The organism is Kutzneria kofuensis (genome assembly GCF_014203355.1).
GTDB classification, from domain to species: domain Bacteria; phylum Actinomycetota; class Actinomycetes; order Mycobacteriales; family Pseudonocardiaceae; genus Kutzneria; species Kutzneria kofuensis.
This window is the reverse complement of the sequence record NZ_JACHIR010000001.1, coordinates 708,456-723,157: the sequence shown is the minus strand read 5'-3', so window position 1 is coordinate 723,157 and position 14,702 is coordinate 708,456. Positions and strand designations below refer to the sequence as shown.

11 protein-coding genes are annotated in these 14,702 nt (G+C 71.0%); 2 read left to right on the top strand and 9 right to left on the bottom strand.

What is annotated here, in order from left to right:
• The first annotated feature begins 57 nt into the window (after positions 1-57).
• Entirely contained in the window at positions 58-882 is an 825-nt protein-coding gene (locus BJ998_RS03205; RefSeq protein WP_184858324.1) for an enoyl-CoA hydratase/isomerase family protein, read from the top strand.
• Here the strand turns inward: BJ998_RS03205 and BJ998_RS03200 are convergent.
• The 3 genes from BJ998_RS03200 to BJ998_RS03190 all read right to left on the bottom strand — a co-directional run bounded on the left by BJ998_RS03200 (position 879) and on the right by BJ998_RS03190 (position 5,078).
• On the bottom strand, positions 879-1,907 hold the full coding sequence (locus BJ998_RS03200; protein WP_184858322.1) for a CE1 family esterase: 1,029 nt from the start codon (positions 1,905-1,907) through the stop codon (positions 879-881). The two genes, BJ998_RS03205 and BJ998_RS03200, sit on opposite strands and share 4 nt — an antisense overlap.
• Positions 1,908-2,069: 162 nt before the next feature.
• Positions 2,070-2,969 carry an SDR family oxidoreductase gene (locus BJ998_RS03195; protein ID WP_184858320.1) on the bottom strand — a complete coding sequence of 300 codons (900 nt, stop codon included), beginning with the start codon at positions 2,967-2,969 and terminating at the stop codon, positions 2,070-2,072.
• Positions 2,970-3,137: 168 nt separating this feature from the next.
• Entirely contained in the window at positions 3,138-5,078 is a 1,941-nt protein-coding gene (locus BJ998_RS03190; protein ID WP_184858319.1) for an APC family permease, read from the bottom strand.
• A 244-nt stretch (positions 5,079-5,322) separates the two neighbouring features.
• Here BJ998_RS03190 and BJ998_RS03185 point away from each other — a divergent pair, with 244 nt between their 5' ends.
• Positions 5,323-6,459, top strand: coding sequence for a glycerophosphodiester phosphodiesterase (locus tag BJ998_RS03185; protein ID WP_184858317.1), 1,137 nt, complete (start codon positions 5,323-5,325; stop codon positions 6,457-6,459).
• A 142-nt stretch (positions 6,460-6,601) separates the two neighbouring features.
• On the opposite strand, the gene BJ998_RS03180 is transcribed toward BJ998_RS03185, so the two are convergent.
• From BJ998_RS03180 to BJ998_RS03155, 6 genes are all read right to left on the bottom strand, one after another.
• Entirely contained in the window at positions 6,602-8,329 is a 1,728-nt protein-coding gene (locus BJ998_RS03180) for a substrate-binding domain-containing protein (protein ID WP_246488506.1), read from the bottom strand.
• Between the two features lie 205 nt (positions 8,330-8,534).
• Complete coding sequence (locus BJ998_RS03175) at positions 8,535-9,581, bottom strand: hemolysin family protein (RefSeq protein ID WP_184858313.1); 1,047 nt, start codon at positions 9,579-9,581, stop codon at positions 8,535-8,537.
• Complete coding sequence (locus tag BJ998_RS03170; protein WP_184858311.1) at positions 9,578-10,957, bottom strand: hemolysin family protein; 1,380 nt, start codon at positions 10,955-10,957, stop codon at positions 9,578-9,580. Before BJ998_RS03170 ends, BJ998_RS03175 begins: the two co-directional genes overlap by 4 nt.
• A gap of 97 nt (positions 10,958-11,054) precedes the next feature.
• Positions 11,055-12,629, bottom strand: a complete 1,575-nt coding sequence (locus tag BJ998_RS03165) for an amidohydrolase (RefSeq protein WP_184858309.1) — start codon at positions 12,627-12,629, stop codon at positions 11,055-11,057.
• Positions 12,626-13,651: a LacI family DNA-binding transcriptional regulator gene (locus BJ998_RS03160; RefSeq protein ID WP_312889893.1), complete on the bottom strand. Its 1,026-nt coding sequence runs from the start codon at positions 13,649-13,651 to the stop codon at positions 12,626-12,628. Before BJ998_RS03160 ends, BJ998_RS03165 begins: the two co-directional genes overlap by 4 nt.
• 61 nt (positions 13,652-13,712) lie before the next feature.
• Entirely contained in the window at positions 13,713-14,636 is a 924-nt protein-coding gene (locus tag BJ998_RS03155; RefSeq protein WP_184858306.1) for a LysR family transcriptional regulator, read from the bottom strand.
• Between the last annotated feature and the right edge of the window lie 66 nt (positions 14,637-14,702).

Sequence of the window (14,702 nt, the reverse complement as noted above, 5' to 3'; positions counted from 1 at the left end):
GCAACCACCTGCGTTCGTCGGGGCGCGTTCACGGTTGACCCGGGTAACTTGCTGACCATGAACCTGCCCGAGGAACTGTCGCTCAGCTTCGACGGACCGATCGCCACGCTGGCGATCGACCGCCCCGCCAAGCGGAACGCCTTCGCGTTGCGGATGTGGCAGGCGATCCCGGCGGTGGTGCGCGCGGTCGAGGACGACGACAACCTGCGGGTGCTGGTGATCCGGGGCGCGGGCGACGGACCGTTCTCGGCGGGGGCGGACATCGCGGAGTTCCAGACCGTGCGCAAGGGGGAGGAAGCCGCGGCGGCGTACTCCGAAGTCGTGCACGAGGCGGAGCGGGCATTGGCAACGATGTCAAAGCCGTCGGTGGCGCTGATTCAGGGCTGGTGCGTGGGCGGCGGTTGCGAGTTGGCGCTGGCGTGTGACATCCGAATTGCCGACAACACGGCCAGGTTCGGCATCACTCCGTCGAAGCTGGGAGTGGTCTACCACCAGATGTCCACGGCACGGGTGGTGGAGACGGTCGGCCCGGCCTGGGCCCGCTACATCCTGTTCACGGGCGAACTGCTCGACGCCGACGTGGCGCTACGCATCGGCCTCGTGCACGAGGTGCACCCGGTCGACCAGGCGGCGGCCAAGGCGTACGAACTGGCCGGCACGCTGGCCAAGCGAGCCCCGATCACGCTGGCCGGCGCCAAGCAGCTCATCGCCCGTGCGGCCAACGGCGAGGCGGCCGACGACGAGTGGGCGCACCGCTGGTACCGCGCCTCCTACGCCAGCCGCGACTACGCCGAGGGCGTCAGCGCGTTCGTCGAGAAGCGGCAGCCCGACTTCACCGCGATCCCGTGGCCCAAGCTGGACGAGGACGGCGCGCCGGCCTAGGCGACGGCGGTGTCGAGGGGGTGGGACTCGAAGAACGTCCACATGATCTCGTTCGGGTCGATCTTGGGCAGGGCGTAGCCCTTGGCCATCGAGCCGGCCACGCCCGGCCACGAGTGGCGCTGCCCGGTCACCGTGTACAGCACCACCTGGCGGCCGTTCTGGCAGTTGTTGTACGTGGTGCTGATGACACCGTTGACAACCTGCTGCTGCACGCCCTTGCCGCAGTGGTCGGCGGCGGCCCACCGCTGCGCCGCGACCGGCACGCTGTAGGACCAGTAGACCTGCTTGCTCCCGTTGTACGGGTTGGTGCCGTCCGAGGTCCCGTGGAACGACAACACCGACTGCGGCCGGCTCAGCTTGCAGTTGCCCGGCATGCGCAGCCCGGACATCGGCGCGATGGCGGCGATCTGCCCCGACAGCTCGCAGCCGATCTGCGAGGCCATCCGGGCGCCGCCGGAGAAACCGGTGACGTAGATCCGCTTCGGGTCCACGCACAGCGCCTTGTTCATGGCGGCGATCGTGTCCCGGATGAACTGCACGTCGTTCGGCGCTCCCTTGGGCACCGGCCGGCCGCTCATCAGCGGCACGCCCGGCACGTTCCAGGCGAAGCCGTGCGACTTGCCGGCGATGAACGGAATGCCGCCCTGGGGCGCGACGACCACGAAGCCGTGCTTGTCGGCGGTGGCCGCGATGTCCGAACCGGACAGCTGGCCCAGCGGGGTGCTGCCGCTGCCGTGCAGGTCCAGCACCATCGGGATGGGCTTGCCCGGCTTGTGCCCGTGCGGGTAGTAGACGACAACCGTGCGCCGCAGCCCGTTGGACATCACGTGCTGGGTGCTCAGACCGGCCGGCACGTCGGGCTTGGCGCAGGTGGCGCCGCCGCTCGCGGCGGTGACGGCGGCCTGCGGGGAGGGCTTGATCGAGGAACCCTCGACTACGCCGGCCGCGCACGCGGAAGCGGTCAGCGCGACCAGGAGCGTGCCCGTGGCGAGCACGGTTCGGCGACGCGCGGCGGCGGTACTCATCGGCGGTTCCTCTGGCGGCGGTGGGGCCGACGGCGTCGTCGACGGTCGGCCCCAAATCTACGTTAAGAAGTTCGTGAATTTTCCCTGTAGACGTGTTATCCGCCGGTGGGGTTGCAGGTGTTTCATCTGACAACGTTGTCATCGCCAGTGGAGTGGCGGGGATTACACCGTCTGCGGGTGCAGCAGGTCGGCCAGGCCGATCCGCTCGTAGAAGTCCGAGCGCAGCCGGTCGGCGACCGCGTTGACGACCTCGGCGCCGTCCTGCGACGGGTCGATGTGGGTGCGCAGCGGGCGCTTGCCGTACGGGGCGTCGACCACGCGGACCACCGCGCGGGCCACCTCGGACGGGTCGGCGTCGGCCGGCTCCAGTTCGGTCAGCTTGGCGGTGACCTGGTCGGTGAGGCCGGCGTAGAACTCCTCGTACGCCTCGGCGGTCGCGGTGTCCGCGGGCTTGCCGGCGTTGGCGAAGTGGTTGGTGCCGCCGGTGAAGGCGCCGGGCACGATCAGCGACGTCTCGATGCCGAACCGGGCCAGCTCCACGGCGTAGCTCAGGGCCAGCGAGTCCATCGCGGCCTTGGCGGCGAAGTACGGCGCGAGGTAGGGCGGTGTGCCGGCGCGGGCCGAGCTGCTGCTGCTGTTCCAGACGACGAGGCCGCGGCGGGCGGCCCGCATGTGCGGCAGCACCGCGCGGTTGACCCGCTGCGAGCCGAGCACGTTGGAGTCGTAGATCTGGGCCAGCTGCTCGGGGGTGAAGGCCTCGGCCGGGCCGAGCGTCATGTGGCCGACGTTGTGGAACAGCACGTCGATGCGGCTGTGCTCGGAGATGATCCGGGCCACCGCGGCGTCGACCGAGTCCTGGTCGGCGACGTCCATCTCGATCGCCCGCAGGTTCACCTTGTGCTCGTCGGCGTACTGCTGGATCTGGGTGACCTTGTCGGCGTTGCGGCCGGCGGTGGCCCGCATGCCGGCGTACACGGTGTGGCCCGCGTCGGCCAGGCGGTGCGCGCTCATCCAGCCGAAGCCGCTCGACGCGCCGGTGACGACGATGATCTGGCTGCTCATGACCCTTGCTCCGTTCATTTGTGGACGTTGTGTACATATAAACACCTTGAAGACACTGTGTCCATATCTTCGGATGTGACGGCGGTCACGACCGTCGGGTGTGGCCGCCATGCGGAACGGCCGGCCGCGCAGTGCGCGACCGGCCGGTGGAGACGGTGGTGGTTCGGGTCAGCCCACGTGCACCGCGGGCCGCCGCTCCGGGTCGGGCTCCGCCCGGCGCAGCACCTCCCGGGTCACCGGCGGCACGTCGCCGGCGCCGGAGAACAGGTAGTGGAAGAGGAACAGGAACGGGTTGCCCTCGGCCCAGGCGAAGTAGACGTGCGGGACCACGCCGGTGTCGTCGCGGATCTTGAGCAGGATGGCGGCGATGGCGTTGGCGACCGTGGGGCTGTCGACCTTGAGGATCTTGTAGCCGAAGCGTTCCTCGCCCTGCACGGTCAGCTCGGTGGTGAAGTCGGAGGCGTCGCCGATGGTGATCTCCAGGAACATCACGGGATCGCCGGCGGGGATGTGGTTGTCCTCCCGCTGCTCCCGCTCCTTGTCGACGTACTCCTGCTCGTCGCGGGCGTCCGGCTCGTTGGCGATGAGCTGGATCCGGCCGCTGGCGGCCTGCCCGTCGATCAGCCGCCGGGCGGTGTCGTCGAAGTCGACCTCGGTGAAGCGGAGTTCCAGGGAACGCGTCGCCCGGGACACGAAGGACGTCACGATGATGGCGACGATGAAGAAGGAGGCGATCTTCACGCCGTCGGGGCGTTCGATGATGTTGGCGACGGTGGTGTAGACGAACACCGCCGTGATGACGGCGAAGCCGATGGTGGCGGCGCGCTGGCGTTTGCGGAGCGCGGACAGCATCACCGCCAGGGCGGCGGAGGAGATGAGGACCAGCACGCCGGTGGCGTAGGCGCCGCCCTGAGCGTCCACATCGGCCTGGAAGATCACCGTGATACCGAAGGAGATCACCAGGAACACCAGCACCAGCGGCCGGTTCGACCGCACCCAGTCCGGCGCCATGCCGTAGCGGGGCAGGTACCGGGGCACGATGTTGAGCAGGCCGGCCATCGCGGACGCGCCGGCGAACCACAGGATGCCGATGGTGCTGAGGTCGTAGACGGTGCCGAAGGCGCTGCCCAGGTACTCGTGCGCGAGATAGGCCAGCGCCCGGCCGTTGGCCTCGCCGCCGGACCGGAACTCCTGCTGCGGGATCAGCACCGAGGTGATGAACGAGGTCGTGATCAGGAACACGCTCATCGTCACGGCGGCGGTGGTGAGCAGCTTGCGGGTGTTGCGGATCCGCCCCTCCGGCCGGCCCGGGGTGTCGCCGGCCACGCCGCGCACCTGCGGCATGACGGCCACGCCGGTCTCGAAGCCGGACAGGCCCAGCGCCAGCTTGGGGAACACCAACAGCGCGACGCCGATCATCAGCCACGGGTTGTGGTACTGCCCGACCAGCAGGCTCTGCCAGTCCAGCACCAGCTTCGGCGCCTGCGCCACGTGCACCAGCGCGACGACCACGACCACCACGTTCAGCGCCAGGTAGGCGCCGACCAGCGTGACGGCGATGCCGATCGCCTCGGTGAAGCCCTTGAGGAACACCGCGCCCAGCGCCGCCAGCAGCACCAGTGTCACCAGCACCTGCTGGCCGTGCAGGAAGCTCGGGAAGAACGGGTTCTCGATGGCGTGCGCCGAGGCGTCCGCGGCCGACAGCGTCATGGTGATGACGAAGTCGGTGGCCACGAAGCCCAGCAGCACCAGGACGAGCAGCTTGCCCTTCCACTGCGGCAGCAGCTTCTCCAGCATGGCGATCGAGCCCTGGCCGTGCGGGCTCTCCCGGGCGACCCGGCGGTAGATCGGCAGGGCGCCGGCCAGTGTCAGCACGACCAGCACCAGCGTGGCGACGGGGGAGAGCACGCCGGCCGCCAGCGCCGCGATGCCCGGCTGGTAGCCCAGCGTCGAGTAGTAGTCGACACCGGTCAGGCACATCACCTTCCACCACGGCTGGCTGTGGTGCTCCGACTCCGATGCGGACGGCTTGTGCGACTGCGGCGGCTGCCCCTCGAGCAGCCACCGGCCGAGCCGCTTGCTGGCGTTAGGGGTCACTGTCGTGGCCAAGGCGGTGCGTCTCCCCAGGAAGTGGTGCGTGTGGCCGCCAGCCTACGGATCTTTCGGGCGTATCGGCGACCAGGCTCCCGTCGGCGGGGTCGGGCTGCTCGGCGGCGATTCGCTGCACCGGGAACCCGGACACGGGCGCTTTACCTACCGTTGATCGGGGCTTGTCGGTACGTTGGCGCCGATTTCGGGCCGAGGGACTTGGGTGTCGCTGCCCGATTGGTCCACGATGTCAGGAGCCTCCACCATGAGCAGAACCCGGATCGCCGGGATCGTGCTGGCCGCGGCCGCGGCCGTCGCCATCACGGCCGTTCCCGCCGCGAACGCGGTTTCCCCGGAAGTGTCGGCACAATCGGCGGATCACACCGCGTCGCACGGACCGACCGTGATCGGCCACCGCGGCGCCTCGGGCTATCGCCCCGAGCACACGCTGGCGTCCTACGAGCTGGCGGCGCGGATGGGCGCGGACTACGTCGAGCCCGATCTCGTGTCCACTAAGGACGGCGTGCTGGTCGCCCGGCACGAGCCGGAGATCGGCGGCACCACCGATGTGGCGCAGCACAAGGAGTTCGCGAACCGCAAGACGACCAAGCTGCTCGACGGCGTGCCGGTGACGGGCTGGTTCACGACGGACTTCACGCTGGCCGAGCTGAAGACGCTGCGGGCGGTGGAGCGGCTGCCCCAGGTGCGCCAGCGCAACACGGTCTACGACGGGCGCTACCAGATCCCGACCTTCCAGGAGGTCATCGACCTGGTGCGGCGGCTGGACAAGGAACTGCACCGGGACATCGGCATCTACCCGGAGACCAAGCACCCCACCTTCTTCCGCGACGCCGGTCTCCAGATCGAGCCGAAGCTGGTGGACGCGCTCAACCGCAACGGCCTGAACCGCCCGGGCGCCAAGGTTTTCGTGCAGTCGTTCGAGGTGTCCAACCTCAAGCAGCTGCACCGCCAGCTGCGGGTGCCGCTGATCCAGCTGACCGAGGCGACCGGCCAGCCGTTCGACTTCACGGCGACCGGCGACAAGCGCACCTACGCCGACATAACCTCGGCGGCGGGGCTGCGTGAAGTCGCGACCTACGCGCAGGGTGTCGGCCCGGACAAGAACCAGATCATCCCGCGCGACGCCACCGACCACCTGGCCAAGCCGACCTCGCTGGTGTCCGACGCGCACGCGGCGCACCTCAAGGTGCACCCGTACACGTTCCGACCGGAGAACACGTTCCTGCCGGCGGACTTCCGCTCCTCGGCCGACCCGGCCGCCTACGGCAACCTGTTCGGCGAGATCGAGACGTACCTGCGGGCCGGTATCGACGGCTTCTTCACCGACACGGCCGACATCGGCATCGTGGCCCGGGACGAGTTCCTGCAGGGCACGCACTGAGGAACCACGACGGTAAAGGGCTGGAGCCCCTGTCCGGGGGGTAGGCAAGGGCTCCAGCTGTCGCCCACCACCAGGGGGGATTGGCGGCGGCGGCACTCAGCTTAGGGCCAACGCGGCCCGTTCGGGGCCGCATTGGCAGAACTCAACTGCTGGTCGAGAGCAACTGGCCGAGGGCGGCGTCCACGCCGTTGCCGTTCTGCACCGAGGCCAGGCTGCCGCCGGTGTCCTGCGCGATGGCGCTGAGCTGGTCGTGGTCCACGTTCGAGCCCACGGCGATGATGTTGACCGACACCGGGCGCTTGGCGTCCTTGGCCTGGCCCAGCTGGGTCCGCAGCTGGTCGAACGTGAGCCCGCCGTCGTTCTTGCCGGCCACCACGACGACGACCCGGTTGTGCTTGCCGTTCTGGTAGTCGGCCAGCACGGACTGGTACACGGCGAGAATGCTGGCGTAGAGCTGGCTGCCGTTGGCCGGGGTCAGCTTGGCGATGCCGGCGTGCAACTGGTCGATGCTCTGGTCGATCCGCACCACCGGCACGAGCTGCTTGTACGGCTTGCCGCCGTCCAGCCCCGCCGCGTACGCCCACAGCCCCATCGACCCGGACACCGTCCGGTTCACCTCGCCGGTGAGGGCGTCGCGGACGGCCTTCACGCCGTCGTCCCCCATCGCCGGCGAGGTGTCCACCAGCACCGACAGCACCTCGTTGCCCAGCGCCGCCGCGGTCCAGCTGGCGGAGATCTCCTGTGCGGTGGTGGCGTCGGCCGGAACCAGGGTCTGGGTGAGCGCCGGCCAGCGCATGCCGACGGCGTCGGTCGGGTGGTCCGGCGTCGCCGCGACCCGCAGTCCGGCCGCGGCGAACAGCTTCTGCTGCGCCGGCTGCCGCACGAAGTCGCGGAACTGTTGCGCCGCCTTGTTCTGCGTCTGTCCGACCCAGCTGCCCGACAGCGTGACGAACGGGAAGTCGGCGGCCGGGCTCGCGCCGCCCATCGCCACCTCGTACAGCGGTGTCGCCGGCTTCGGCGCGCCGTCCTTGCCGAGGTTGCGGCGGTACAGGTCGACCTCGGTGACCGGCACCGCGCTGTAGCTGGCGGTGCCGATGTCGGCGGCCTTGGCCAGGCCGTCCAGCGCGTCCAGGGTGTCGGCCGGCGCGCCGGCGGCCCGGGAGTTGGCCAGCTTCGTGATGAGGTCCTTGACGCCCTGCTGCGCCAGCATGTCCGTGGTCACCGGGCCCGCGCCCTGCGCGGTCGCGCCGGCCAGCGCCGACTGGATGGCCAGCGCGCTCGCCGGGTTGGTCGCCGGGTCGGGCACCGCGAGCCGGAACTTGCCCCACTGCGGCTTGCCGTAGCCGGCCCAGCCGTTCGGCGCGGACGTCAGGCCCGGCAGGTCCGTCCACTGCACCAGGTTGCCGCTGGCGAGCGCGTCCGCGCCGGGCTGCTGCGTGGCCAGCACCACCGGGCTGGTGGCGACGGACTGCGGCGCCGTGCCGACGATGGCGTTGTTCTGCGCCGTCAACCGGTTCGCCCACAGCATCGAGTCGGGCAGCCAGGCCGCCGGCTGGTCGCCGAGCTTGTCGGTGTCCCACTTGGTGGTCAGCCCGGTGAGCACGGTCTGCGACTCCACCGACTGCACCTGCAGCCGGATGCACGAGTCGTCGATGACCGGGTGGGTGTCGGTCCAGCGCTGCGCGGCGTCGCGCACCGGCTGGGCGATGCTCGGCGTCACGGCGACGCGCAGCACCACGTCGCCGTTGGTGCAGCCGTTGGCCTCGGCGGCGGCCCGCCGCTCCAGCACGCCGCCCAGCCAGGTCCAGGCCAGCCAGCCGAGCAGGACCAGCACGACCAGGCCGGTGATCGCGACGGGCCATTTGGCCATGCGGCGCCGGACCCTCGTCACCAGTGCGCGGTGTCGAGCCATCACGTCCCTCTCCGAGCCCAGGTGTGTCTCACGGGTCAAGCTGCCCACAGGGAATGTCACAGTCAGCGTGTTATGTCAGCGTCATGATCGGGCAGATTCTGCCCTACCCGCCGAGAACACGGTGCCCTAACCGAGGAACTCGTGGCCACGGGGCCACCGAGCGTCACCGCCCGCCTACGTGGGTGCCGTCCCGGACCGTACCGACATACTCCTCGACCAGGTCCTCCAGCGCCACCACGCCCAGCTGCTGGCCGTCGGCGTCGACCGCCCGGGCCAGGTGGCTCTGGGCCCGCCGCAGCGCCGCCAGCGCGTCGTCCAGCCGGGCATCGGCCGGCAGCTCCGGCAGGCCCCGGACCCGGTTGCGCGGCACCGGCGTCGACGGCGGCTGGTCGGCCAGGTCCAGCACGTCCTTCACGTGCAGGTAGCCGGCCAGCCGGCGGTCCGCCCCGAGCAGCGGGAATCGGGAGAAGCCGGTGGCCGCCACCGCCGCCTCGACGTCGCCGACGGTCGGCTCGGCCGGCACGGTGGTCAGCCGGTCCAGCGGCACCAGCACGTCCTTCACGGTCCGGGCCGCCGAGGACAGCGTCTTGGCCAGCCGCCGGTGTTCCGGCTCGTCCAGCAGGCCCTCCTGGCGGGACTCGCCCAGCAGCGAGGCCAGCTCGTCCGGCGTGTACGCGCCCTCCAGCTCGTCCTTCGGCTCCACCTTGATCAGCCGCAGCAGCGCCTGCGAGATCACCGTGAACGCCGTCAGCAGCGGGCGGGTCAGCCGGCAGAACGCGAAGTGCACCGGCACCAGCCACAGCGCCGCCCGCTCCGGGCCGGCGATGGTCAGGTTCTTCGGCACCATCTCGCCGATCACGGTGTGGCAGAACGACACCAGGATCAGCGCCACCACGAACGCGATGCCGTGCACCAGCGTCGCCGGCACGCCCAGCGGCGCCAGCGGCTCCTCCAGCAGGCCCGCGACGGTCGGCTCGGCCAGCGCGCCCAGCGCCAGCGAGCACACCGTCACGCCCAGCTGCGCGCCGGCGATCAGCAGCGGCAGCTGGTGCCCGGCCCGGATCACGGTGCGGGCCCGCTGCTGCCCCTGCCGGGCCAGCTCCTCCAGCCGGTCCCGGCGGGCGGTGATGATGGCGAACTCGGCGCCGACGAAAAAGCCGTTGCCCAGCAGCAACAACACGGTGATGAGAAGTGCGAGGCCGTCGTTCACGCCGTCACCCCGCTCGCGCCCGACACCGGCGCCTCCGCCGGTGGACGATCGCCGCTCGTGCTGGCCGCCTCGCCGACCTTGGCCACCCGCAGCTCCGCGATCCGGTGCCGGTCCATCGCCATCACGGTGATCCGCCACCCGTCCACGCGCAGTTCGTCTCCCACCGTCGGGATCTCGCCGAGCCGGGTGAGCACCAGGCCGGCGAGGGTCTCGTAGTCGCCGTCGGGCATCCGGAAGCCGGTGGCCTCGGCGACCTCGTCGGCCCGCAACAACCCGGACACCATCCAGCTGGCCCGGCCCAGCGGCCGCACCGGCGCCACCTCGCGGCGGTCGTGCTCGTCGCGGACGTCGCCGATGATCTCCTCGACGAGGTCCTCCATCGTCACGATGCCGGCGGTGCCGCCGTACTCGTCGACGACGATGGCGATCTGCAGCCCCGAGCCGAGCCGCTCCAGCAGGGCGTCGGCCTCCAGGCTCTCCGGCACGGTCGGCACCGGCCGGATCAGCGCGGACACGGGCGTGGTGGCGCGCTGTGCGGCCGGCACGCCGAACACCTGCTTCACGTGCACGACGCCGCGAACGTCGTCGAGGTCGCCGTCGTGCACGAGGAAGCGGGAGAAGCCGGTACGGAGGGCGGCGGCGATCAGGTCCAGCACGGTGGCGTCACCGCGCAGCGCCTCCACCCGCACCCGGGGCGTCATGAGCTCGTCGGCGGTGCGGTCGCCGAACCGCAGCGACCGGTCCAGCAGCGTCGCGGTGCCCTGGTCGAGGGTGCCGTGCGCGGCGCTGGAGCGGACCAGCGAGCCCAGCTCCTGCGGCGACCGCGCGGACCGCAGCTCCTCGGCCGGTTCCACGCCGAAGCGCCGCACGATCCAGTTCGCGGTGCCGTTGAGCACGGTGATCGGCGCCTTGCACGCGCGGGAGAACGCGTACTGGAAGCCGGCGACGGCGCGTGCGGTCTGCAGCGGCCGGGCGATCGCCAGGTTCTTCGGCACCAACTCGCCGAGCACCACCGACAGCGCGGAGGCCAGCAGCAGGGCCAGGGCCGCACCGACCGCCTCGGCGCCGCCGTCGGGCATGCCCAGAGCGGTCAGCGGCGACTTGATCAGGTCGGCCAGCGCCGGCTCGGCCAGCGCACCGGTGACCAGGGTGGCCAGGGTGATGCCCAGCTGGGCGCCGGAGAGCTGGAACGACAGCGTGCGGTGCGCCTTCTGCACGGCGCGCGAGCGGCTGTCGCCGACCAGGGCGACGTTGGTGTCGACCTGGCTGCGTTCCAGCGTGGTCAGGGAGAACTCCGCCGTCACGAAGACCGCGTTCGCCAGCGTCAGCAGCAGCACGGCGAGCAGGCAGAGGACGTCGAACAGGTAGCCGGTCATCGCGAACTCACGCTCGGGACCGGATTGGTATCGCAGCCGGGGCTTTCCCCCGGCCCACTACTGTGGCCAGGTGACCGCGCGTCAGGCACGGAAACAGTCACTCCTCAGATGGTGAACGTGGCACGTCGACGTCCAGTGTAAGGGCTGCGTATGTGGGGCGGCCGGACAACCACGTTCCTGTCACGACGACGTCACCGAGCGGCGTGTGCGCCGGGTCACCACTCAGGCACACAAGGTCAGCACGGCGGCCCACCGCGAGCTCGCCCCACTCGTGCTCGGCCTGCGCCTGCCACGCCACACCCGCGGTCTGCGCCTGCACGGCTTGAGTCACGTCCAGTCGTTCGCCCGGCAACCAGTCCCGGCTCGTCGCGACGCCCAGTCCGATGAGCGGGTCGGCCGGGCTGACCGGCCAGTCGCTGCCGAACGCCAACCGCGTGCCCAGCCGGGCCAGCGTCGCGAACGGGTACTGCCGGTCGGCGCGGGCCGGGCCGAGCCGGGGGATGGTCAGCTCGGTCATCACGGCGTCGGTCTGCGCCCACTGCGGCTGCACGGTCGCGATCACGCCCAGCTCCGCGAACCTCGGCAGGTCGGCGGGATCCACCACCTGCACGTGGGCGATCACCGGCCGGCGGTCCCAGTCCGGATTGACGGCTCGCGCCCGTTCGATGGCATCCAGGGCCGCCCGGATCGCGGCGTCGCCGATGGCGTGCACGTGGATCTGGAACCGCTCCGCGTCGAACGTCGTGACGGCGTCGGCCAACTCTTCCGGCGACCACACCGGCATCCCGTGTGAATGCGGCACATCCGTGTACGGGTCGAGCATCGACGCGGTCCCGGTCTCGATCACCCCGTCGGCGAAGAACTTCACGGTTCGCGCGGTCACCAGGTCGCGGCCGAAGCGCTTGCACCGTTCTCGTTGTGCCGCGAAGGACGGAAGCTGCGCACGCCAGCGGTCGGGGTCGACCCGCTGGGCCAGATCGGCCCGGAACGACAGCCGTTCCTGTTCCACGGCGAGCAGATACGCGTCCACCAGTTCCGGCTCGACCCACGCGTCCTGCACCCAGGTGACGCCCGCCGCCGCGTACACCCGCCCGGCTTCCTCAAGCGCCGCAACGAGATCCTCGGTCGACCGTCGAGGAATCAGGTCCAGCACGAGATCGCAGGCGTGCCACTCCAGCAGCGTGCCCAGCGGGCTGCCGTCGGAACGCCGGAGGATCCGGCCCAGCCGGGGATCCGGTGTGTCAGCGGTGATTCCCGCTGCGGCCAGAGCGGAACTGTTGCACCACACGGCGTGGTAGTCGCGGGACCGCAGCGCGACCGGGCGGTCCGGCGCCACGGCGTCCAGCCACCGCGCGTCGAAGGCGCCGTCCGGCGCCAGTGTCGGGTCGTAGCTCGCGGCCACGATCCAGCCGTCGCCGGGTTGTTCCCGCGCCCACCGGCCGACTTCGGCCACGATGTCGTCCACAGTGGACTTGTCGGTGATCGGCGGGCCCTGCCGCTCCAGCCCGCCCAGCACGGGATGCGCGTGCCCGTCCCCGAACGCCGGCAGCAGCACACCGTCGCCCAGGTCCACCACCTCGGCGACGCCCAGCGCCTCGGCCTCCGGCCCCAGCGCGACGATCCGGTTGTCGGCGATCGCGACCGACTGCGTGGCGGTCCGTAACAGGATCAAAGGCGTCGGGTGCTTTCCCGCAGCACGACCTCGGCCGCGATCCGCACCGTGCGGGGCTCGTCGGTGGGGTGATCGGACAGGGCCATGTGCGCCGCCCGCGCGCCCATCTCCTCCAGCGGCAACCGAACCGTGGTCAGCGTGGGGGAGACGTCCCGCAGCGTCGGGATGTCGTCGAAACCGGCGACGGAGATGTCCTCCGGCACCCGCACCCCGGCCGCCCGCATGGCCGCCATCGCGCCCAGCGCCATCACGTCGTTCACGGCGAACACGCAGGTCGCATCGGTGCTCTCGGCCAGCAACTCGGTCACCGTGTCGTAGCCGCCGTCGCGGGTGAACTCACCGTACCGAATGGACTTCTCCGGCAGCTCCACGCCGGATTCGGCCAGCCCTGCCCGGAAACCCGACACCCGGTCCCGGCTCGTCAGCAGCTCCTCCGGGCCGCCCAGCACGACAAAACGCCGGTGCCCCAGCTTGGCCAGCGCCATCGCGAGCGCCTTGGCGCCGGCCCGGTTCGCCGGCACGACGGTGTCCACCGGCAGCTTCGCCTGTGACACGCACGCCACCCGGCCACCCTGCTCGGTGAAGGCCATGATCTCGTCGGCCAGCTTGGCCGTGGCGGAACGCTGCGTGGACCGGCTGCCGATCATCACCACCGCCTTGGCGCGGTGCGCGCGGAGCGTGGACAGCAGCTCCCGCTCCCGTTCCGACTTGCGCGCGGTGGTGCCCAGCACCACGACCAGGCCCGCGTCCTCGGCGACCCGGGTGACACCCGCGGCGATGCTGGAGAAGTACGGGTCGGCGATGTCGTGCACCACGAGCCCGACCAGCGAGCTGCTGTTGCGCGCCAACGCCTGCGCGGAGGCGTTGGGCAGGTAGCCCAGCGAGTCGGCGCTGGCGAGCACGCGGTCCCGCAGCGGGTCGCTGACCTGGCGGGTGCTGCCGTTGATCACCCGTGACGCCGTCGCGAGCGACACCCCGGCGTGCTGGGCCACCTCGGCGAGCGTGATCTGCCGTCCGGGCACTGACCCACCTTCCCTTCGCCAACTGAACAGGACAGTACCGGTGGCCTGTGCGGCGAGCGTGTCACCGGCCCCGGCTTGTCGCATCCACGACACGGGTTGTCACGCGCCTGAGCGCGTCGGCGGTCGCCTTGATCGCCGGCCGACGACTCGTGCGCTCCCGCCACACCGTGAACAACCTGCGGGTCGGCACGGGCTCCAGCGTCACCGCGACCACGTCGTCCGGCAGCGGTGCGCGGCCGAGGCGGGGCATCAGCGCGACGCCGATGCCGGCGCGCAGGAACTCCAGCTGGGTCTGGTACTCGGAAACCAGATAGGACACCACCGGCTCGTGCCCGGTCGTGCGCACCGTTTGCACCAGCCAGTCGTGGCAGATCGACCCGGGCGGCTGGCACAGCCAGCGCTCGTGCACGAGGTCCGCCGCCGTCACCGATTCGCGGCCGGCGAGCCGGTGGCCCGCCGGCACCAACAGGTCCGCCACGTCCTCGCCGATCGACTCGCGCGCCAGGTCGTCCGGCATCGCCAGCGGCGCGATCTGCCAGTCGTGCACCACCGCCATGTCGATGTCCCCGCGCTGCACCGCCGTCACCGCGCCCGGCGGGTCGACCTCCACGACGGTGACGTCCAGCGCCGGGTGCTCGGCCGCCAGTTCGGCGACGACGGGCGGCAGCAGGCCGCGGCAGGCCGTCGGGAACGCGCCGAGGGCGACCTTGCCGACGGGTTGGCCGCGCTGTTCCTCCAGTTGGATCTCCGCCTGCTCGACGAGCTTGAGCACCTCGGCCGCGGTGTCGGCGAGCGCCTGCGCGGCGTCGGTCAGCACGACGCCGCGGCCGCGCCGCTCCAGCAGCGTAGTCCGGGTCTCCCGCTCCAGCTTGTTGAGCTGCTGGGAGATCGCCGACGGCGTGTAGCCGAGCGCGGCCGCCGCGCCGTTCACCGACCCGTATACGGAGATGGCATGCAGGGCGCGGAGCCGACCCAGGTCAATCATGTAGCGATGCTACCGTTAACCATGAAGGACAATTTGCTGGTGCTTAACTGAGCGGCCGCCGAGGCT